The sequence below is a fragment of the Serratia sp. CY38905 genome (assembly GCF_052168875.1).
Lineage (GTDB): Bacteria > Pseudomonadota > Gammaproteobacteria > Enterobacterales > Enterobacteriaceae > Serratia > Serratia sarumanii.
Genome location: NZ_JBJNLV010000005.1, coordinates 1 through 19695, shown reverse-complemented (window position 1 = coordinate 19695; position 19695 = coordinate 1). Strand labels below are relative to the sequence as shown.

General features: G+C 61.4%; 18 protein-coding genes and 1 tRNA gene. 5 read left to right on the top strand and 14 right to left on the bottom strand.

Annotation, left to right across the window (positions count from 1 at the left end; all coding sequences use genetic code 11):
• Positions 1–358 precede the first annotated feature (358 nt).
• Entirely contained in the window at positions 359–1741 is a 1383-nt protein-coding gene (locus tag ACJ8MK_RS13030; protein WP_033654938.1) for a serralysin family metalloprotease, read from the top strand.
• Between the two features lie 116 nt (positions 1742–1857).
• On the opposite strand, the gene ACJ8MK_RS13025 is transcribed toward ACJ8MK_RS13030, so the two are convergent.
• The 6 genes from ACJ8MK_RS13025 to ACJ8MK_RS13000 all read right to left on the bottom strand — a co-directional run bounded on the left by ACJ8MK_RS13025 (position 1858) and on the right by ACJ8MK_RS13000 (position 8777).
• A complete protein-coding gene (locus ACJ8MK_RS13025; protein WP_060388026.1) occupies positions 1858–2910 on the bottom strand; it encodes an NAD(P)H-dependent flavin oxidoreductase in 1053 nt (350 codons plus the stop codon).
• Positions 2911–3006: 96 nt separating this feature from the next.
• Complete coding sequence (locus ACJ8MK_RS13020; protein ID WP_442517797.1) at positions 3007–4617, bottom strand: MFS transporter; 1611 nt, start codon at positions 4615–4617, stop codon at positions 3007–3009.
• Positions 4610–5035 carry a DoxX family protein gene (locus tag ACJ8MK_RS13015; RefSeq protein ID WP_033635204.1) on the bottom strand — a complete coding sequence of 142 codons (426 nt, stop codon included), beginning with the start codon at positions 5033–5035 and terminating at the stop codon, positions 4610–4612. The genes ACJ8MK_RS13020 and ACJ8MK_RS13015 overlap by 8 nt, the downstream gene beginning before the upstream one ends.
• 9 nt (positions 5036–5044) lie before the next feature.
• A complete protein-coding gene (locus ACJ8MK_RS13010) occupies positions 5045–5875 on the bottom strand; it encodes an alpha/beta fold hydrolase (RefSeq protein WP_308415256.1) in 831 nt (276 codons plus the stop codon).
• 142 nt (positions 5876–6017) lie between these two features.
• Positions 6018–7412 carry an MFS transporter gene (locus ACJ8MK_RS13005; RefSeq protein ID WP_442517796.1) on the bottom strand — a complete coding sequence of 465 codons (1395 nt, stop codon included), beginning with the start codon at positions 7410–7412 and terminating at the stop codon, positions 6018–6020.
• A 174-nt stretch (positions 7413–7586) separates the two neighbouring features.
• The gene (locus ACJ8MK_RS13000; protein ID WP_442517795.1) at positions 7587–8777 is read right to left on the bottom strand and encodes a sugar transporter; all 1191 of its coding nucleotides are present in this window, start codon (positions 8775–8777) and stop codon (positions 7587–7589) included.
• 268 nt (positions 8778–9045) lie between these two features.
• On the opposite strand from ACJ8MK_RS13000, the gene ACJ8MK_RS12995 reads away from it, so the two are divergent.
• Entirely contained in the window at positions 9046–9732 is a 687-nt protein-coding gene (locus ACJ8MK_RS12995; protein WP_033647951.1) for an aspartyl/asparaginyl beta-hydroxylase domain-containing protein, read from the top strand.
• Positions 9733–9761: 29 nt separating this feature from the next.
• Here ACJ8MK_RS12995 and ACJ8MK_RS12990 read toward each other — a convergent pair whose 3' ends face one another.
• The 5 genes from ACJ8MK_RS12990 to ACJ8MK_RS12970 all read right to left on the bottom strand — a co-directional run bounded on the left by ACJ8MK_RS12990 (position 9762) and on the right by ACJ8MK_RS12970 (position 14802).
• Entirely contained in the window at positions 9762–10478 is a 717-nt protein-coding gene (locus tag ACJ8MK_RS12990; RefSeq protein WP_033647952.1) for an ABC transporter ATP-binding protein, read from the bottom strand.
• Positions 10475–11350 carry an ABC transporter ATP-binding protein gene (locus tag ACJ8MK_RS12985; RefSeq protein ID WP_033635209.1) on the bottom strand — a complete coding sequence of 292 codons (876 nt, stop codon included), beginning with the start codon at positions 11348–11350 and terminating at the stop codon, positions 10475–10477. The genes ACJ8MK_RS12990 and ACJ8MK_RS12985 overlap by 4 nt, the downstream gene beginning before the upstream one ends.
• Positions 11347–12633, bottom strand: coding sequence for a high-affinity branched-chain amino acid ABC transporter permease LivM (gene livM, locus ACJ8MK_RS12980; RefSeq protein WP_442517794.1), 1287 nt, complete (start codon positions 12631–12633; stop codon positions 11347–11349). Before livM ends, ACJ8MK_RS12985 begins: the two co-directional genes overlap by 4 nt.
• A gap of 10 nt (positions 12634–12643) precedes the next feature.
• Positions 12644–13558: an ABC transporter permease subunit gene (locus ACJ8MK_RS12975; RefSeq protein WP_004928592.1), complete on the bottom strand. Its 915-nt coding sequence runs from the start codon at positions 13556–13558 to the stop codon at positions 12644–12646.
• A 125-nt stretch (positions 13559–13683) separates the two neighbouring features.
• On the bottom strand, positions 13684–14802 hold the full coding sequence (locus ACJ8MK_RS12970; protein ID WP_033647954.1) for a branched-chain amino acid ABC transporter substrate-binding protein: 1119 nt from the start codon (positions 14800–14802) through the stop codon (positions 13684–13686).
• Positions 14803–15256: 454 nt separating this feature from the next.
• Here ACJ8MK_RS12970 and ACJ8MK_RS12965 point away from each other — a divergent pair.
• Positions 15257–15332: transfer RNA gene (locus ACJ8MK_RS12965), tRNA-Asn, on the top strand.
• A 73-nt stretch (positions 15333–15405) separates the two neighbouring features.
• Here the strand turns inward: ACJ8MK_RS12965 and ACJ8MK_RS12960 are convergent.
• From ACJ8MK_RS12960 to ACJ8MK_RS12950, 3 genes are all read right to left on the bottom strand, one after another.
• Positions 15406–16614, bottom strand: a complete 1209-nt coding sequence (locus ACJ8MK_RS12960) for an aldose 1-epimerase family protein (RefSeq protein WP_041035902.1) — start codon at positions 16612–16614, stop codon at positions 15406–15408.
• 400 nt (positions 16615–17014) lie between these two features.
• Positions 17015–17317, bottom strand: a complete 303-nt coding sequence (locus tag ACJ8MK_RS12955) for an XRE family transcriptional regulator (protein ID WP_033635213.1) — start codon at positions 17315–17317, stop codon at positions 17015–17017.
• 4 nt (positions 17318–17321) lie between these two features.
• Positions 17322–17675 (bottom strand): type II toxin-antitoxin system RelE/ParE family toxin, encoded by a 354-nt coding sequence (locus tag ACJ8MK_RS12950; RefSeq protein WP_033647956.1) that lies wholly within the window; start codon positions 17673–17675, stop codon positions 17322–17324.
• A 439-nt stretch (positions 17676–18114) separates the two neighbouring features.
• Between ACJ8MK_RS12950 and ACJ8MK_RS12945 the strand changes: the two genes are divergently transcribed.
• Positions 18115–19410 (top strand): MFS transporter, encoded by a 1296-nt coding sequence (locus tag ACJ8MK_RS12945; protein WP_103829662.1) that lies wholly within the window; start codon positions 18115–18117, stop codon positions 19408–19410.
• A gap of 27 nt (positions 19411–19437) precedes the next feature.
• A partial coding sequence (locus ACJ8MK_RS12940) for a substrate-binding domain-containing protein (protein WP_442517793.1) occupies positions 19438–19695 on the top strand: 258 nt, incomplete at its 3' end.

Genomic DNA, 19695 nt, shown 5'->3' with positions numbered 1-19695 from the left:
CAAAAAGATAAATCAGTTACGTAAACTCCACGAGCCAATTACAGAGTAATATTAAATAAAGATTTAATTCCACCTGGTTATTTAAGTGCGCCTTTTACATATATCTTATGTAAAAGATTCATATAAGAATAACTCATTAATAAAATAATTATGCCTATACTGCTTTCAGCCAACCATTGCGCGCCATTAATTCCTCACCGTGATTAATGATAAGGACATATCCCGCTTGAGTGCGATATTCAAGCCAGACCAAGGAGGCAAGGCCAATGATAACCCAATAACCCCCCCTATTTTCAAACCTGTGTACGAGCATATAGAGCGTTAAGTGCAATATTGTCAACGTCCAAAGGAGTTTGATATGTCATTAGCTACCGATAAAATCTCAGATTATTTAACCGATTATGAAAGAGGCGATCGCGAGGGAAGCAGCAAGCCTTCATACGCCACGGAAGACGTTTCAGATCTGTTGCTGAGGAGCCATTATTCCGCCAATGGCAAAGGCGTGACTGACCATGCGGCAACAATAACCTACTCTTTCCCCGTGTATACCGACAGCGATAAGCCAGGATCCGCACAGCTTACCGCCGCCCAACAGGCTCAAACCAAGCTTTCATTGCAGTCCTGGTCAGACGTGGCCAATATCGCCTTCACCGAGGTCAAAGGCACCGATGCCAAAAGCGCTGATATAAAGTTTGGTTTTTATAAGGCGGCCAGCGGAGGCAATTACACCTCCTATGAAAGTACGCAAAACGACCTGAAAAGCACCATCTGGATCAGCGGCAACAAAGGCTACGACGCTTCGAATCCGCAGACCAATAACTATGCCAGGGATACGCTGACCCACGAAATAGGGCATGCGCTCGGGCTCTCCCACCCCGGAAACTATGATGCCTCCAACGCGACTTACCCCACCTACACCAACTCGGCGAAATATTATGAGGACGACCATCAATATTCTTTGATGAGCTATTTTAGTGAACAAAACACCGGCGCCGACTATAAAGGCGTATGGCCCTCGGGGCCGCAGCTGGATGATATTACCGCCATTCAGAAGCTGTACGGCGCGAACACCACCACGCGCACCGGTGATACCACTTATGGTTTCAACTCGAATACGGATCGAGACTTTTTGAGCGTTAAGGCGTCCACGGACAAAATCGTGGCGGCTATCTGGGATGCCGGCGGCAACGACACGCTGGATTTTTCAGGCTACAGCCAAGATCAGCGCATCAACATTAACGAAGGCTCATTCTCAGATGTGGGCGGATTGAAGGCGAATATCGCCATCGCCTATGGCGCGCAGATTGAAAATATCATCGGCGGCAGCGGCGCCGATATCTTAGTGGGCAACGCACTGAACAATACGCTCAAAGGCGGCGCAGGCAACGATATCATTTACGGTGCCGACGGCGCCGATCAGCTCTGGGGCAATGCAGGCGCCGACACCTTCGTCTTCAGCGCAGCCGACGACAGCCAGGCCGCCGCGCCGGACTGGATCCGTGATTTCCAAACGGCGGTGGATAAAATCGATCTGTCGTGGCTCAACCAGACGGTTAAGGCCGAGGGGGGCGAGTTGCACTTCGTCGATAATTTAAGCGGCTCGCTGTATGAAGCGGCGCTGAATTATGACTCGCAGCAGAATGTCACCGATCTGGCGATCAATCTCTCCGGCCATAACCAGCCTGATTTCCTGGTTAAAATCGTGGGGCAGGTCGACGCTTCCGCCGATATTCTCGTCTAGCCAAGAAATCCGCAGTCCGGCGCGAACGCCGGACTGTTTATCTCTTTTCAGGCATCACCCTTGCGCTTTTCTGCACTGCCCCCACACTGTCAGAGCAATAAATCGCGCAGACGAGCTCACACCGCTTCCAGCTCCGCCGCCAGGGTGGCGACCAGCTCCGCCGCCGGCATCGGCCGCGCCAGGCCCACGCCCTGCCCGGCCCACAGCGACATAAACTCTCCGCGCCCGGCCTTGGCCGCCGCCTGGCGGATATCGCCGGTGAGCGCGTTCTGCACCGGATAAGGCAGGATTTGCGCCTCTTCCGCGCGCATCTGGCGCATGAAATCATTGACGATGCCGCGCGCCGGGCGGCCGCTGAAGGCGCGCGTCAGGCGCGTGCTGTCATCACCGGCGTTGCTCAGCGCCGCCCGCCAGGCTTCGGCGATGCCCGACTCCGGGCTGCACAGAAACGCGGTGCCCAGCTGCGCCGCCTGTGCGCCCAGCAAGCGCGCAGCCGCGATGCCGCGCCCGTTCATGATACCGCCCGCGGCGATCACCGGGATCTTCACCGCCGCCACCACCTGCGGCAGCAGGGCCATCAGGCCGACGCAGGATTGCTCGATATCGCCAAGGAAAGTCGGGCGGTGGCCGCCCGCTTCCGCGCCCGAGACGCAAACGAAGTCGGCGCCCGCTTCTTCCCAGGCGCGGGCTTCCGCCACCGTGGTGGCGGTGCCGATCACCCGCGAGCCGGCCTTCTTGAACTGCGTAACCGTAGCGCGCGGCAGCACGCCGAAGGTGAAGCTGGCCACCGGCGGCGCCGCCTCCAGCAAGGCCGCGATCTGGTCACGGTTGTTTTCGGCGAATTGGGTGGGGATCGGCGGCTCGCTCAGCCCCAGCGCTTCGCGGAACGGCCGCAGCAGGTGCTGGGCGCGCTTGAGCTCGGCGAGATCCGGGTGCTGCTCATCGAGCAGAAACAGGTTGATGTTGAACGGCCCGGCGGTCTGCGCGCGGATCTGCTGCACCCGTTCGAGGATCACCGCCGGTGAAAACAGCGCCGCCGCGCACGAGCCCAGCGCCCCGGCGTTGCTCACCGCCACCGCCAACGCCGGCGGCGACGCGCCGTTCATCGGCCCCTGAACGATCGGATAGCGCAGCCCAAGCTCGCGGGCAAAAGCAGAAGGTGCCGTCATCAATGTGTCTCCCTGTGCTGACTACATTCGTCTTACGGCGGCCGCGCCGCCGAACCGACCAAAAGCATAGCACCTTCTCACCGCCTGGCCGTGCAGTTAATGCTTCACCTGCCGCCTGTCCAGCGACAGGAAGTGATGCACTACCGGTTTCTCCGGCCCGATGTGGAAGCGCAGCGCCTCCTGCTGCAGATCGGCGTCGGCGTGCGACACCCGCTGGTGCTGCCGCAGGTGCTCCGCCCAGGACTCCACCAGGAACCACTCCATGATGCATTCCGGATCGCCGGTGTGCTCGGTAATGCCCCAGGCGTAAGCGCCGTCGCGGCGACGCGCCCGCTCCAGCATCAGCAGCGTGCGTAAGAACTGCGGCCGATCCTGTTCGCGGATGCGGTACTCCACCTGAATCATCACCGGGCCGCGATCGTTCTCAACCGGCGTGTTGACCAACGGCTCCGGCCAATGGTTCGACGGCTGCAGATCGGCTTCGCCGGTCGGCAGACGCAGGCGGTGGAACAGCAGCCCCGCCGCCAACAGGCCGACGCCGCCGACCAGCAGCGTGGCGGCCACGCCCAGCTCCTGCGCCACCAGCCCCCACAACAGGCTGCCTGCCGCCATCGCGCCGTTGAACACCATCAGGTAGATGGCCAGGCCGCGGCCGCGCACCCAGTTGGGCAGAACGCCCTGCGCCGCGCCGTTGAGCGTGGTCAGCGCGATAATCCAGCCTGCGCCCAGCACCAACAGCAGCACCACCGCCAGCCACTGCGGCGGCGCCAGCGACAGGGCCGCCATCACCACGGCGGTGAGCACCGCCGCCAGCAGCACCAGCCCGTCGGCGTTGAGCCGCTGGCGCAGGCGCGGCAGCGCGATCGCCCCGAGGATCGCCCCGGCGCCTACCGCCCCCAGCAGAACGCCGTAAAAGCCGGCGCTGCCGCCCAGCATGCGGCGCGCCACCAGCGGCAGCAGCGCCCAAACCGAGCTGGAGAAAGCGAAGAACACCGCCGCCCGCAGCAGTACCACATGCAGTTCGCGGCTGGAACGGGCATAGCGCAGCCCGGCGCGGAAGGCGCCGAAGAAGTGTTCCGACAGGCCGCTGTCCTCGGCCTTCGGCCGCTTCCACCACAGCAGCGCCGCGATCACCAGCACATAGCTCATCACGTCCGCGCCGTAGGCCGCGCCGGCGCCGAAGCTGGCCAGCAGCAGGCCGCCGGCCGCCGGGCCGATGGAGCGGGCGATGTTGATGCCCAGCGAGTTCAGCGCCACGGCGTTTTTCAGCTCGGCGCGCGGCACCAGCTCCGGCACGATCGCCTGCCAGGTCGGCCCCATCAGCGCCGCGCCGATGCCGCCGACGAAGGTCAGCGCCAGCAGGTATTCCACCGTCAACGCACCGGTCTGCGACAGCACCAGCAGGCTGCCGCTGACGCAGGCCAGCAAAATTTGCACGAAGATCAGAAAGCGCCGTCGATCGAGGATGTCCGACAGTACCCCGGCCGGGATCGCCAGCAGGAACACCGGCAGCGTGGCGGCGGTCTGCATCAGCGCCACCGCCGAAGGGTTGCTCGACAGATCGGTAATCAGCCACGAGCTGGCGACGTCGCGCATAAAGCTGCCGACGTTGCCGAGCACCGTGGCGCCCCACAGCACCGCAAATAAGGGGATTTTCAGCGGCGCGAAGCCGCCCGCCGCCGCCTTGTTGTCCGTCTGTTCAGCCATCCGTTCGCTCCTTCAAATCGTTAAATGCCACCAGCAACAGCGCGCCGGCCAGCCCGAGGTGTTCAAAAAATCCGTTCATCATCTGGCCGCGCTCCGCCCCGTCGAACTGCCAGAACGGATTGGCCATCAGCGTCGCCATCAGAGTAAAACCGGCCAGCGCCAACGCGCCGAGCCAGCGATAAAAGCCGCTCAGGATCAGCGCCGACGCCGCCAGTTCCAGCAGCGTCACCAGCACGGCGAACAGCGCCGCCGGCTGCAGGCCGAAGTGGGTCATCTCGGCAACCGCGCCTTCGACGTTCAGCGCCTTGACCAACCCGCCCTGGATGTAGGCGGCGCAAATGGCGAGCAGCAGCAGCCAGCGCACCGCGGGCGCATGCAGCCGCTGCGCGCAGCGGGCGGCGATAGCAGTCAGGTTCATCGCGCCCCCTTAGAACGGCGAATTCTGGATAAAGGCCAGCAGATCGGCGTTGAAGCGATCGGGATCGACCTGCGCCAAGCCATGAGCGCCGTCGGCGTATACGTTCAGCTCCGCCTGTTGCATAAGCTTAGCGGCTTTCATCGCCGAGGCGCCGATCGGCACGATCTGATCGGCGTCGCCATGCACCAGCAGCGTCGGCCTGTCGATCGCCAGCAGATCGGCGGTGAAGTCCACTTCGGAGAACGCGCTCACGCCGTCGTACTGCCCTTTCATGCCGCCCTGCATGCCCATCAGCCAGAAGTGGTCGATCAGCCCCGCATTGCTCTCCACCTCGTCGCAGTGGAGACCGTAGAACGGCACCGCCAGATCTTTGAAGAACTGCGAGCGGTTGCCCGCCACGCCGCTGCGAATGCCGTCGAAGGCCGCCATCGGTGTGCCTTCCGGGTTGACCGGCGTTTGCAGCATCAGCGGCGGCACGGCGCCCACCAGCACCACCTTCGCCACCCGATCGCTGCCGTGGCGGCCGATGTAGCGCGCCACTTCGCCGCCGCCGATGGCGTGGCCGACCAGGATCAGATCGCGCAGATCCAGCGTTTCGATCAGCAGAGCCAGATCGTCGGCGTATTGGTTGATGTCGTTGCCGTGCCAGGTCTGATCGGAACGGCCGTGGCCGCGGCGATCGTGGGCGATCACGCGGAATCCGCTCTGGCCGAAAAACAGCAGTTGGTTGTCCCAGGCATCGGCGGACAGCGGCCAACCGTGGGAGAACAGGATCGGCTGGCCGCGGCCCCAATCCTTATAGAAAATGCGCGCGCCATCGGGCGCGGTGAGGATGCTCATGACGTGTTCCCCGCTCGGTATTGAATTGGATTTTGTACCGGGTAACAGTACGGCAGGCGCAAAGGCAGTGATAACGGAATAATTTTCGCATGATCGCGAGTTTTTTTGCTGAAGAGGCCGGCGTCGCCGCCGGCGCAAAACGTCAGATGTTTTCCAGATCGATACCGCGCGTTTTCGGGCCGAACAGCCCGATCACCAGCATCACGATCAGCATGCTGGCGACGATAAACGCGATCACCCCCAGCGAGCCGCCGTACTGCAGGATAATGCCGATGATGATGCTGCTGAACACCGTCGACAGCCGGCTGAAGGAGTAGCAGAAACCGACGGCGCGGGCGCGAATATGGATCGGGAAGATCTCGGATTGATACGAGTGGTAGCTGTAGGTCAGCCAGGCGTTGGACCAGGTGATGAAGAAGCCGCACAGGATCAGCCACAGCGGGTTGTTCTGCAGCGCGAACAGCGAGCCGAAGACCACCGTCACCAGGCAAGACAACACGATCTGCCACTTATTCTCCATCTTGTCGGCGTAGAAGCTGCACAGCAGCGAGCCCAGCGGATAGGCCAGCGTGATGAAGAAAGCGTACAGCAGGCTGTGGGTGACCGATGCGCCCTTGCCCGACAGCAGCGCCGGCAGCCAGTTGCCGAAGCCGAAGAAGCCGATGGCCTGAAAGAAGTTCATCACCACCAGCATCAGCGTGCGATCGCGATACTGCGGCGCCCAGATGTCGCGAAAGCGGCCGCGCAGCGGTGCCCCCTCGGCATCGTCCACCGGGCGCGACGGAAAGTCCACGGCCGTCACGCCGCAGCGCCGTTCCATATCCCGCATCACCTGCCGGGCCTGCGCATAGCGCCGCTGCTGCACCAGCCAGCGCGGCGACTCCGGCAGCCCTTTGCGCACCAGCCAGATCACCAGCGAGGCCAGCGCGCCGGCGATCACTACGTAGCGCCAGCCGCTCAGGCCCCAAATCGTCTGCGGCACCAGCCACCAGGACATCAGCGCCACCGCCGGCACCGACAGGAACTGCACGAAGAACGCGAAGGCGAAAGCCCGGGTGCGCAGATGCGCAGGCACCCACTCCGTCAGATAAGTGTCGATGGTCACCAGCTCGATGCCGAGCCCGACGCCCACCAGAAAGCGCAGAAAGATCACCCACTCCGCCTGCTGTTGAAACGCCAGCAGCAGCGAGAAGGCGCCATACCAGATCAGGGCGAACATAAAGGTGGCGCGGCGGCCGAAGCGATCGGCGTACGGGCTCAGCAGGCTGGCGCCGACGAACAGGCCAAGAAAGGTGGCGGAGGCGAAGGCCGCCTGGTCCGACACGCCGAAGACGCCCTGCGCGCCGGTGTGGAAAATGCCGTCGGCGATAAGGCCGGTGCTGATATAGCCGGTCTGGAACAGATCGTAGAGTTCGAAAAAGCCGCCCAGCGACAGCAGAATGATAAAGCGCCACAGGCCGGCCGACGCGGGCAAGGCGTCGATTCTGGCCGCCAAATCCCGCGCATGGATCGGCGACGCCGCTACAGAGTCACTCACCGTTAACCTCGCATTAACATTTTTGATGACTTTCTATGCTAGCGAAGCGGCGTCGGAGTTAAATTTTTAATTAGCAGACTATGAAAAAAAGTTAAGCATAAAACGCTGCAGCAACCTGTTTTATAGCAGGAAAATGCAACGCGGGATGCCGTAGCGGCATCCCGAATCGGTGGCTTAACGGCTGGGGTGCTGCTGCAGCCGTTCGCTGCGGTAGAAGCTCAGCAGGCACCAGCCGAGGGCGATCAGCGCCAGCGGCGCGGCGACGAAGCCGATGTTGCCCATGCCCAGATGCAGGCTTACCTGGTTGCCCAGCAGCGCGCCGCTGCCGATGCCGAAGTTGTACAGGCCGGAGAAGATCGCCATCGCCACGTCGGTGGCGTCCGGCGCCAGGCTCAGCACTTTGGCCTGCATCGACAGGCCGATGGCCATGATCGCCATGCCCCAGAAGATGCACAGCACCGTCAGGTGGCTTTCACTGCTGGCGGCCGGCAACAGCAGCAGCAGGCTCAAGGCCAGCAGCGCGATGGCGCCGATAAAGAAGCCGGAAGGAAAACGCTCGCTGTAGCGGCTGAACAGCAGGCTGCCGACGATGCCGGCGGCGCCGAACAGCAGCAGCATCAGCGTGGTGAAGTTCTCCGACAGCCCGGCCACGGTCTGGATAAACGGCTCGATGTAGCTGTAGGCGGTGAAATGCGCCGTCACCACGATGACGGTCAGCATGTACAGCGCCAGCAGCGCCGGGCGTTTGAACAGCAGCGGCACGCTGGCCAGCGAACCGGAGTGCTCGCTTTTCAGCACCGGCAGCAGGCGCCACAGCAGCACCAGTGCCAGGGTGGCGCACACCGCGATGCCGATAAAGGTCATGCGCCAGCCGAGCAGCTGCCCCACCACCCGCCCGAGCGGCAGCCCGAGCACCATCGCCAGCGCGGTGCCGCCCGCCAGCAGGCTCAACGCCTGGGCTTTCTTGCCCGGCGGCGCCACGCGGATCGCCAGCGAGGCGGTGATCGACCAGAACACCGAGTGCGCCAGCGCCACGCCGGCGCGCGAAATGACCAGCGTGGTGAAGTTCCAGGCCACGGCGGTCAGCACGTGGCTGGCGATAAACAGCATGAACACGCCGATCAGCAGCTTGCGGCGCTCAATTTTGCTGGTCAGCAGCATGCACGCCAATGAGGCGGCGGCGACGATCCAGGCGTAGATGGTGATGATCAGGCCGACCTGTTCGGTTTGCATCGAGAAGCTGGCGGCGATGTCGCTCAGCAGACCGACCGGAATAAATTCGGTGGTGTTGAAGATAAAGGCCGAGACGGCGAGGATAACCACGCGCAACCAGGCGGTTGAGCGCGAAACGGGAGCGTGTTCCATGGTAAACAAAATCCGGACAGGTGCGGGCAAGTAGCGATATTTTAACCAACCGGCCCGCTAAATGCGATACGCGTCACACTTTAATTGTGTGGTTTTTTTCGCCGCATTTCGACACATTCGCAGACACACGGTTGCACAAATGCTGTGCTAATCTATTGAAGCGTACCAATTTTTCCTGCCGCTCTTCCCCTCCGGCCGCCGCAGACAACGCGCCGCGCCGAAGAACCGCGCGCAGTGTCCATTTGGCGTTTTCTGAGGCGAGGTCATTATGTCCGCGATTTATGATTGGTCCGTGCTCGCATTGCGCAATGTTTACGATCGCCGCATTCAGGGCAAGCCGGTGCTCGACAGCGCCGCGCTGTTCCCCGACGCCGAACGTTTCACCGCCCAATGGCGGCAGATCCGCGAAGAGGCGCTGACCGTCGCCCACGATCTGCACAATATTCCCCGTTTTCACGAGATCATGATCCAGCAGGAATCGATCTCCGCCAACGACGCGCGCGACTGGCGTATGTTCATCATGAAGGCCTACGGCCAGCCGATCGCCCGCAACCTGGCGCGCTGCCCGACGCTGGCGGCGCTGATCGCCTCGTCGCCGGACGTGCTGTCCGCCTCGCTCTCTTTCCTGGCGCCCGGCAAGCAGGTGCCGCCCCACCGCGGACCGTTTCGCGGCATTCTGCGCGGCTATCTGGTGCTGGACATGCCCAAACGCACCGACGGCGCGCCGGCGGCGGTGCTGAAAGTGGACGGCCGCGAATACCGGCTGCACGAGGGGGAGTTCATGCTGTGGGACGACACCTTCGAACACGAAGTGTGGAACGACAGCCCGCAGGTGCGCACCGTGCTGCTGCTGGACATCCGCCGCCGCGACATGCCCGGCGGGCTGCGGCTGCTCTCCAGCGCCATCATCGCCCTGGTGCGGCTGAACGTGCGCTGGATGCAGAAACAGTTCTGAAGCGGGCCTCCCTGCCCCTGGGGCGGCGTTCAGCCGCCGCCCAGATAGGCCTTTCTCACCTCCGGATCGTTCAACAGCTCCTGGCCGCTGCCGGTGAGGCGGATCTGGCCGTTGACCATCACATAGCCGCGATCGGACAGCTTCAGCGCGTGGTTGGCGTTCTGCTCCACCAGAAACAGCGTCATGCCGCTGCGGGTCAGCTCGCGCAGCACGCCGAAGATCTGCCGCACCACGATCGGCGCCAGCCCCAGGCTCGGCTCGTCCAACAGCAGCAGCTTCGGCCGGCTCATCAGCGCGCGGGCGATCGCCAGCATCTGCTGCTCGCCGCCGGACAGGGTCATCGCTCGCTGGTTGCGCCGTTCCTTGAGGCGCGGAAACAGCTCGAACATGCGCTGCAGATCCTCCGCCAGATAGCGGTTGCCGACGGTGATGGTGCCCATCAGCAGGTTCTCCTCCACGCTCATGTCCGGAAAGATGCGCCGCCCTTCCGGCGCTTGCGCGATGCCGCCGGCCGCCACGTAGTGCGTGGAGCGGCGGCTGATGTCCTCGCCGCCAAACAGGATCTGCCCGCCGGCGATGCGCGGCTGGCCGAAGATCGACATCAACAGCGTGGATTTTCCCGCGCCGTTGGCGCCGATCAGCGCCACCGTCTCCCCGGCGTTGACCTGCAGCGACACCTTGCGCAGCGCCTGGATCGGCCCGTAAAACACGTCCACTTCGCGAAATTCCAGCATCGCTTCGCTCATCCCGCCAGCTCCTCTTCGTCCGCGCCCAGGTAGGCGGCGATCACCGCCTCATTGTGCTGGATCTCCTGCGGCGTGCCGCGGGCGATCACGTCGCCGTGATCGAGCACGATCACCCGATCGGAGATCTCCATCACCATGCCCATGTCATGCTCGATCAGCAGCACCGTGATGCCGTGATGCTGGCGCAGGAAACGGATGATGCGGCTCAGCGTGGCCGTTTCCACCGGGTTCAGCCCGGCGGCCGGCTCGTCGAGGCAGATCATCTCCGGCGCGGTGCACATGGCGCGCGCGATCTCCAGCCGCCGCTGCTGACCGTAGGACATCTCCCCCGCCAGCCGGTTGGCGCAGTCCACCAGATCCACCACCTCCAGCCAGTAGAAGGCGTGATCCAGCGCGGCGCTCTCCGCCCGGCGGTAGCCCGGCGTATTCAGCACCCCGGCGATCAGGTTGCGGTTGCTCTGCATGTGCTGCGCCACCAGCAGGTTCTCGACTACCGACATTTCGCGGAACAGGCGGATATTCTGGAAGGTGCGCGCCAGCCCGGCGCGGTTGACCAAATGAGTGCCGCCGAACATCTTGTAATAGAGGCGCGAGCCGAGCCGCTTCGGGCGTATCCAGTCGCCAGCGCGGAACTTCTGCCCCAGCACCTGGATCACGTCGGTCGGCCGCTTGTGGGTATTGAGCAGGATCGCGCCGCCGCTGGCGCGGTAAAAGCCGGTCAGGCAGTTGAACACCGTGGTCTTGCCGGCGCCGTTGGGGCCGATCAGGGCGGTGATGGAGCCGCGCTCTACCTCCAGATTGACGTCGTTCAGCGCCTTGATGCCGCCAAAGCGCATCATCAGGTGCTCCACCCGCAAAATGGCGTCGCTCATGGCGCCACCCCCTTGCGCTCGGCGAAGCTGGCGCGGCTGATGCGCACCAGCCCGCGCGGCCGCCAGATCATCATCGCCACCATCAGCACGCCGAACAGCAGCACCCGGTATTCGGCGAAGCTGCGCAGCAGCTCCGGCGCCACCGTCAGCACGAAGGCCGCCAGCACCACGCCGAGGGTGGAGCCCATGCCGCCCAGCACCACGATCGCCAGGATCAGCGCCGACTCGAAGAAGGTGAACGAGGTCGGGTTGACGAAACCCTGATAGGTGGCGAAAAACACCCCCGCCAGCCCGGCGGTGGAGGCGCCCAGCATAAAGGCCGACAGCTTCACCAGCACGTGGTTCAGCCCGAGAGAGCGGCAGGCGATCTCATCCTCGCGCAGCGCCTCCCAGGCGCGGCCGATCGGCATGCGCGTCAGCCGGTGCTTGATGTACAGCACCAGCAGCATCACCAAAAACAGCACCGCGTAGATGAAAATGAACTTGAGGTTGGGGTTGTAATCGATGCCGAGAAACTCGTGGATCGGCACCCCGCCGTCTTTGGCGCGCCGGCCGAACTCCAGGCCGAACACCGTCGGCGCCGGCACCGAGACGCCGTTCGGCCCGCCGGTGAGCGACATCCAGTTGTTCAGCACCAGCCGGATGATCTCACCGAACCCCAGCGTGACGATCGCCAGGTAGTCGCCGTGCATGCGCAGCACCGGAAAGCCCAGCAGCGCGCCGGCCAGCGCCGCCATCAGCGCCCCCAGCGGCAGCATCGCCCAGAAGCCCAGCCCGAGGTACTGATAGCCCAGCGCCAGCCCGTAGGCGCCGATGGCGTAAAACGCCACGTACCCCAGATCGAGCAGCCCCGCCAGCCCGACCACGATATTCAGCCCCAGGCCGAGCAGCACGTAGATCAGGCCGAGGATCGCCACCGTCAGCAGGTATTTGGTGGCGACGAACGGGAACAGCAGCGCGATCGCCGCCATCAGCGGCAGGAGCCAGCGCAGGTTGGATTTATAGCCCAGCGGCCGCACGTAAACGCCGTCGTTGCCACCGTCGAAGCGCGCCAGCACCCTGCGCCCCGGCGCGGTTTGCAGGAACAGGCTCAGCAGCAGCCGCCCGGCCATCACCGCGATGATAATCCACACCAGCCGGTGCGGTTCGAAGTTAAAGCTGTAGCCGTTCAGCACGATGCCGACGATCGGCCCGAACACGATCAGGGCGATCAGCCCGGCCAAGACGGCGTCCAGCAGGCTGCGTTTAACGTCCAGCCCGCCGTGGATCACGGATTGCGACATGGCGTTCTCCTTAAACCTTGGCGATCAGCGGCCGGCCAAGCAGGCCCTGCGGACGGAAGATCAGGATCGCCACCAGCAACCCGAAGGAGAACACGTCCTTGTAATCCGAGTTCACCATGCCGGCGAACTGCGCCTCCGCCACCCCGAGCAGCAATCCGCCCAGCATGGCACCCGGCAGCGAGCCGATGCCGCCCAGCACCGCGGCGGTGAAGGCCTTGATGCCGATGATAAAGCCGACGTAAAAATCGAAGGTGCCGTAGTTCATGGTGATCAGCACCCCGGCCAGCCCGGCCATGGCGGCGCCGATCACGAACACCAGCGAGATCACCCGATCGGTATTGATGCCGAGAATCGAAGCCATTTTGCGATCCTGCTGGGTGGCGCGGCAGATGCGCCCCAGCCGGGTGCGCTGAATAATGTAGGTGAGGATCGCCATGCCGAGCAGCGACGCCACCAGAATAAACACCTTGGTGTAGGTGATCTGCACCACGCCGCCGTCGAACTCCAGGCGGAACACGCCGCTCAGCAGCGTTGGGATGCCCTGCTGGCGCGGCCCTTGGCTTATCTGCGCGTAGTTTTGCAGGATTAACGACATGCCGATGGCGGAGATCAGCGGCGCCAGGCGGGTGGAGTTGCGCAGCGGCTTGTAGGCGATGCGCTCGATCACCCAGCCGTACACCCCGGTGATGACGATGGTGAACACCAGCGTGCCGAGGATCAGCAGCGGGAACGAGTGCAGCCCGAAGAACGACAGCAGCGCCAAGCCGATGGCGCACAGGTAGGCGGAGATCATGTACACCTCGCCGTGGGCGAAGTTGATCATGCCGATGATGCCGTAAACCATGGTGTAGCCGATGGCGATCAGGCCATACACCGCACCGAGGGTCAGGCCGTTGATCAGCTGTTGCAGAAAGAATACATCCATAATGAGCAGTCTCGCCTGGTAAGGCCGCCAACGCAGTCCGACGCGGCCCAAAGGTCATCGCGGAACGGGCTCGCCAGAGCGGCGAGCCCGTCGGTCATAGGGTTACAACTTCAAGGTTCGGCCGTTTACAGCTGGTGATATTTGCCCTTGTCATCCCATTGGTAGACCACGTAGTCCGAGACCTTCAGGTCGCCCTTCTGGTCCCAGGCTTTTTTGCCCATCACGGTGTCAACGTCGTGCGACTTCAGCCATTCGGCGGCCTTGGCGCTGTCTTTGCCGCCGGTGGCGTTGAAGGCGGCGGCGATCGCCTGGATCGAGGCGTAGGAGTAGAGGGTGTACCCTTCCGGCTCAAAGCCGCTGGCGCGGAACTTGGCGATCACCGCCTTGCCTTCCGGGATCTGACGCGGATCGTTGCCGAAGGTCATCAGCACGCCGTTGGTGTACTGCGGCCCGCCGGCGGCGGTCACCAGTTCTTCGGTCACCACGCAGTCGCCGGAGAAGAACTTGGCGGTCACGCCCTGCTCGCGCATCTGGCGCACCAGCGGCCCGGCTTCCGGATGGCAGCCGCCGAAGTAGACCACGTCCGGCTTGACCGAGGCGATCTTGGTCACCAGCGCGTTGAAGTCTTTCTCGCCGCGCGACAGCCCCTCATACAGCACTTCCTTGACCCCGCGCTTGTTCATCGCCGCCTTCGCCGCGTCCGCCAGCCCCTGGCCATAGGTGTCTTTATCGTGGATCACCGCGATGCGCTTGGCCTTCAGGGTGTCCAGCATGTAGTTGGTGGCGATCACGCCCTGCTGATCGTCGCGCCCGCACATGCGGAACATGGTCTTCATGCCGCGCTCGGTGATCTGCGGGTTGGTGGAGCCGGGGGTGATGGCGATGATGCCGGCCTCGTCATACACCTCGGAGGCGGGCATGGTAGAAGAAGAGCAGAAGTGGCCGACCACCGCCGAGACCTTTTCCTGATCCACCAGCCGGTTGGCGACCGCGACCGCCTGTTTCGGTTCGCAGGCGTCATCCCCCTGCACCAGCTTGATTTTTTCCCCTTTGATACCGCCGGCGGCGTTGATGTCCGCCGCCGCCTGAGAAGCGCCGCGCCAATACTGATCGCCGTAGGTGGCGTTAGGCCCGGAGAACGGCCCGGCGACGCCGATGACGATATCGGCCTGCGCGGAAAACGCCGTACCTAAACAACCGATGAGCAAAGCAGCGAGCGGACTTTTTATCAATTTCGATGACATTGTTATCTTCCTCAGCACTGGTGTAGCGGAACGCCCTGGGGCGCGGAACTTTCACTTTATGTGTAGACGGGGAAAATAATTTTCTTGAGAGCGCAGTCGCATTCCCCAAAAATGGGTAAGCAAAAATCCAGCCATTGTGACGACGAATACATATTATTTGCTTATTCATCCTACATATCAGTTGCGGCGCGGCGTTTGACGGGGTTAACGGGGGATAAGCCGTACGGCTAAGAGGGAAGGTGCAGGATAGCGAGAGTGACCCTGCACCATCGCCGTGCAACGGCTTGTGCAAACGACGTCAAAACGATTTGGGATGCAAAAATCAGCGCATAGCGATGAAAAATGCCGAAAAACAGCGCAAGGTGCTCATTCCCTCAGCAAACGCGCTTTTTTTGCAGTTTAGCGCTTTGACAAACCCCAGGTGCCCCGCTATTATTCGCCCCGTTCACACGATTCCTCTGTAGTTCAGTCGGTAGAACGGCGGACTGTTAATCCGTATGTCACTGGTTCGAGTCCAGTCAGAGGAGCCATATTTAGAAAAGCCCGCTTAAGGAAACTTAAGCGGGCTTTTTGCTTTCACGCTAAATGCGTCGACAGGCAACGTTACTCTTTGGCTATCGGCGCGGCATTTTCATCAATTTTTACCTTACCCTGAATATCAGCAATCTTCCTCTCCAGATCCGCCACCTGCGCTTTGCTGTGCAGCAAGGTATAGGTCAGATCAAACTGCGCACTGGCGCCAGGCTGCAATTGCTTAACGCGTTTTTGTTCGCGCTCGATGGTGACCGGGTAGGCATAGCTGGTGCCCGGCTCAATCCCCGTCACATATCCCTGTTTTAACGTATCGGTATTCTTCCACAGCGTCAGGACGGGCAATTGGCGGGTATCGAACTGAATCGCCACCCCTTTGTCGCCCGCGTGATTGACCAGCGCCGCCAGTGTCTGATGATTCGGATCCGATAATGGCTTGATGTTAAAGACCATTTCATCGAACCCTTTGGTGGGGCCGGCATAGGTTCCCCAGGTCTTCAACCCGGCTTTGGCATAGTCGTTAAACGGGCTGATGCTGGCCATCGGCGCCAGGAAGCGGGCGCCATTTTCCAGAATCGGCGCGCCGAAATTGCTGTGGTAGATAATCTGGTAGTCGTGGGGATAATCCGCCCGGTTGGTTAACACATCATGCAGGCTGAAACTGTTGCTGCCAGGTACGTAGCGCAGTTCGGTCAGGGTTTGCAGATCGGCTTTTTTGAATGTGCTCTCTTTGATCAGGCCGCGAATACGAATTTCATACGGCGCCGTATCCGCTACCTCGACCTCAACCAGTGAGGCCGGCGTATTGCCCGCTTTACCGTGCAAGGTGTAAATCTGCCCTCCTTCGGTCACCGGATGACCGGTCCACTCATAGCCGCAGCGCACCATCATCTCATTGAAACCTTCCAGCCAGCCGAGCCCATTGCGGCTTTCCAGGTTGATAAAGGCGGGGTTGACCACCTCTTTGACCGGAGAATCCCACCCCATTTTCGCGCCAAATCCTTCCGCCCGCAGGAGGTTCATGCCGCGCGTGGGACTCAGCGTGATGGTCAGGCCATCCTCGCTGCGGATAATCACGACTTTGCTGCCTTCTTGCTTGCCGCCGTGCAACACTTTCTGCTCAATGCTGAACGTTTTATCCTTAACCTTCAGCGCCTCACTCGAAATCTTCCAGTTTCCTTTCTCCACGCCATCTTCAGCGCTGGTCAGCACCCAACTCTGCGCCGCCACCTGCCCTGAAATCAGGGCCGAAAACACCGCCATAACCCACGTTTTCTTCATTTCCCTTCCCCTTTAGCTGAATCGATTTTTTTACTCACGAGAGAAATCTACTGTTAAGCAGGTTAAAGAAATGTGATGAACTTCACCGGGAGAATATTTGAATAAATAGTGCGATAAAAATACGAATTTGTTCGCAGTTTTAATGAAACACGTTGAGTTATTGCACGTTAAATGAGCGATTAATCAACATAAGTCGTATCGTTTCAGCTTTGAGCAGGGGATGGTTTATCGCGAAGATACGGCGGGTGGCTTGTTAACGCTATCTGGCTCAAACGGCAGCGCCCATACAGCCAGCACGCCTTGAGCCTCTTTGCTTTCACGGCTGCCTCCTGATATCGGAGGCGCCATATTGCGAACAGCCCGCTCAGGGAAACCCGAGCGGGATTTTTGCCGTTAGCGCTTACAGCACAAATTCGTAGTGAGAGCCGTCCGGCAGTTCAACATCCAGGCGCAGCTTGCCGCCGGCCGCCTCAACATAGCGTTTGAGCGAAGACAGTTTCAGATCGCGGCCCGGTTTTTCCATCACGGCAACGGTCGGTTGCCGGATACCCAGCGCCTGCGCCATTTCAACCTGCGTTTTCTGCACCTTCTCGCGCAGCTCGGCAAGGTGGATGTTCAGCATGATGTCAGCCGCCAGCGCTTGCGCTTTGGCCACGACCTCGGGCTTTTCATCCGCAATAAGCTGTTCCAGCGTTCTGCCCATCGCGTCACTCCTTCTCGTTTAATGTGTTCAGCCAGTTCGTGAATTCCCGATCGGCAGCCTGAATCATCCGATCGTAAAAACGTTTTTCATTACCGGCTTTATTGCCCGCGCAAAGTACAATGCCGATACGGTACGGATCGAAGGCGAAGAATGCCCGCAACGGTTCGCCACGGCTCTGAATGCGCAGCTCTTTCATATTGCTGTAACGCGAACCTTTAACCGTATCGGCATAGGGTCTGGGCAGCCCCGGCCCCTTTTCCCGCAGGATCATCAATGCGGCAAGCACGCCAGCCCGATCGGCATCGTGGAGTGAGCTAAACCAGTTATCAAACGCATCCGTTGTTTTAATTTCCCACACGGGACCTCCCTGCAAATATAGATCAACAACTATATAGATGTAAAGCTATAGCAGAGAGGCGTCAGAATGGCATGCAAAAGCATTCGTGGTTACTGCAAGGCTGAACGTACATCCGGACATTTTGCAAACGCAGTGCGAGACATTCACCTTTTTACGAGCGGTAACGGACAATCGGTCAGAGGCACGGGGCGTTTCCCCGCCGCCCCTTTATGAACCCTGTCACAAAATGCGCATAACGTTTTCGGCGCTCTGCGCAGCGGGCGGTGAGCGATAAGTTTGTTAACGCCACGTTACATCAGGTTAGGCAACATTGTTAACGGCGATTGATGCGCCAAACGCATCGCGCCATGCGTTTATTGCGCTTATTTAGTTTATTTTCCTGAGCGAGTCTTCAGCAACAGGCGCGGCGTCAGGCGCCAATAGCAAACTGGAGATAAAGATGCATTCCTCTACCTCACCCATGACCACCCGGGCCAAAGCCGGCGCGATCCTGCGCGTCACCTCCGGCAACTTTCTGGAACAGTTCGACTTCTTTCTGTTCGGCTTTTACGCCACCTACATCGCACACACCTTTTTCCCGGCCAGCAGCGAGTTCGCCTCGCTGATGATGACCTTCGCGGTATTCGGCGCCGGTTTTCTGATGCGCCCCATTGGCGCTATCGTGTTGGGCGCCTACATCGATAAAGTCGGCCGCCGCAAAGGGCTGATCGTCACCCTGTCGATCATGGCCGCGGGCACCTTCCTGATCGTATTGATCCCCTCTTACCAGAGCATCGGGCTTTGGGCGCCGCTGCTGGTGCTGTGCGGGCGCCTGTTGCAAGGCTTCTCGGCGGGCGCGGAGCTGGGCGGCGTGTCTGTCTATCTGGCCGAAATCGCCACGCCGGGCCGTAAGGGCTTCTACACCAGTTGGCAGTCCGGCAGCCAGCAGGTGGCGATCATGGTGGCGGCGGCCATGGGCTTCGCGCTCAATGCGGCGCTGGAAGAAAGCGCCATTCGCGAATGGGGCTGGCGCCTGCCTTTCCTGTTCGGCTGCCTGATTGTTCCCTTCATCTTCTTGCTGCGCCGCAAGCTGGAAGAGACGCAGGAATTTACCGCCCGCCGCCACCACCTGGCGATGCGCGACGTGTTTAAAACCCTGCTAAAAAACTGGCCGGTGGTGATCGCCGGCATGCTGATGGTCGCTATGACCACCACCGCGTTTTACCTGATCACCGTGTATGCGCCAACCTTCGGCAAAAAGGTGCTGTTGCTCAGCGCCTCCGACAGTTTGCTGGTCACCCTGCTGGTGGCGATCTCCAACTTCATCTGGCTGCCCATCGGCGGCGCGCTGTCGGATCGCTTCGGCCGCAAGCCGGTGCTGGTCGCCATGACGCTGCTGACGCTGGCCACCGCCTACCCGGCGCTGAGCCTGCTCGCCGCCGCCCCCAGCTTCAGCATGATGCTGGCCGTGCTGCTGTGGCTGTCCTTCATTTACGGCCTCTACAACGGCGCCATGATCCCGGCCTTAACTGAGATCATGCCAACGGAAGTGCGGGTGGCCGGCTTCTCGCTGGCCTACAGCCTGGCGACGGCGGTGTTCGGCGGCTTTACGCCGGTGATCTCCACCGCGTTGATCGAATACACCGGCGATAAGGCCTCACCGGGCTACTGGATGAGCTTCGCCGCGCTGTGCGCCTTGCTGGCGACGCTGTATCTGTATCGCCGCATCGCCATGCCGCTGCAAACCGCGCGCTAACGCGCCATCGCCATAAGGAATCATGCCATGCAAAAACTCACTCGTTCGATCCTCGCCGCGCTGGTGTGCGCCTCCTTCAGCACCGCGGCGCTGGCCAAAGACGTGACCGTGATGATCTCCGGCGGCTTCAAGGCCGCGCTGGAGAAACTGGCCCCGGAATATGAACCCCAAAGCGGCGACAAAATCATTCTGGTGTCCGGCCCTTCCATGGGGAAAACGCCGCAGGCGATCCCCGCGCGGCTGGCGCGCGGAGAGCAAGCCGATGTGGTGATCATGGTGGGCGAC

Bases quoted from the DNA above. Each gene is read 5' to 3' on its own strand.
- livM (WP_442517794.1), bottom strand. From the start codon at position 12,633: ATGTCGCAATCCGTGATCCACGGCGGGCTGGACGTTAAACGCAGCCTG.
- ACJ8MK_RS12995 (WP_033647951.1), top strand. From the start codon at position 9,046: ATGTCCGCGATTTATGATTGGTCCGTGCTCGCATTGCGCAATGTTTAC.
- ACJ8MK_RS12960 (WP_041035902.1), bottom strand. From the start codon at position 16,614: ATGAAGAAAACGTGGGTTATGGCGGTGTTTTCGGCCCTGATTTCAGGG.
- ACJ8MK_RS12970 (WP_033647954.1), bottom strand. From the start codon at position 14,802: ATGTCATCGAAATTGATAAAAAGTCCGCTCGCTGCTTTGCTCATCGGT.
- ACJ8MK_RS12985 (WP_033635209.1), bottom strand. From the start codon at position 11,350: ATGAGCGACGCCATTTTGCGGGTGGAGCACCTGATGATGCGCTTTGGC.
- ACJ8MK_RS12975 (WP_004928592.1), bottom strand. From the start codon at position 13,558: ATGGATGTATTCTTTCTGCAACAGCTGATCAACGGCCTGACCCTCGGT.
- ACJ8MK_RS13000 (WP_442517795.1), bottom strand. From the start codon at position 8,777: ATGGAACACGCTCCCGTTTCGCGCTCAACCGCCTGGTTGCGCGTGGTT.
- ACJ8MK_RS12990 (WP_033647952.1), bottom strand. From the start codon at position 10,478: ATGAGCGAAGCGATGCTGGAATTTCGCGAAGTGGACGTGTTTTACGGG.
- ACJ8MK_RS13020 (WP_442517797.1), bottom strand. From the start codon at position 4,617: ATGGCTGAACAGACGGACAACAAGGCGGCGGCGGGCGGCTTCGCGCCG.
- ACJ8MK_RS12945 (WP_103829662.1), top strand. From the start codon at position 18,115: ATGCATTCCTCTACCTCACCCATGACCACCCGGGCCAAAGCCGGCGCG.
- ACJ8MK_RS13015 (WP_033635204.1), bottom strand. From the start codon at position 5,035: ATGAACCTGACTGCTATCGCCGCCCGCTGCGCGCAGCGGCTGCATGCG.
- ACJ8MK_RS13030 (WP_033654938.1), top strand. From the start codon at position 359: ATGTCATTAGCTACCGATAAAATCTCAGATTATTTAACCGATTATGAA.
- ACJ8MK_RS13025 (WP_060388026.1), bottom strand. From the start codon at position 2,910: ATGACGGCACCTTCTGCTTTTGCCCGCGAGCTTGGGCTGCGCTATCCG.
- ACJ8MK_RS13010 (WP_308415256.1), bottom strand. From the start codon at position 5,875: ATGAGCATCCTCACCGCGCCCGATGGCGCGCGCATTTTCTATAAGGAT.
- ACJ8MK_RS12955 (WP_033635213.1), bottom strand. From the start codon at position 17,317: ATGGGCAGAACGCTGGAACAGCTTATTGCGGATGAAAAGCCCGAGGTC.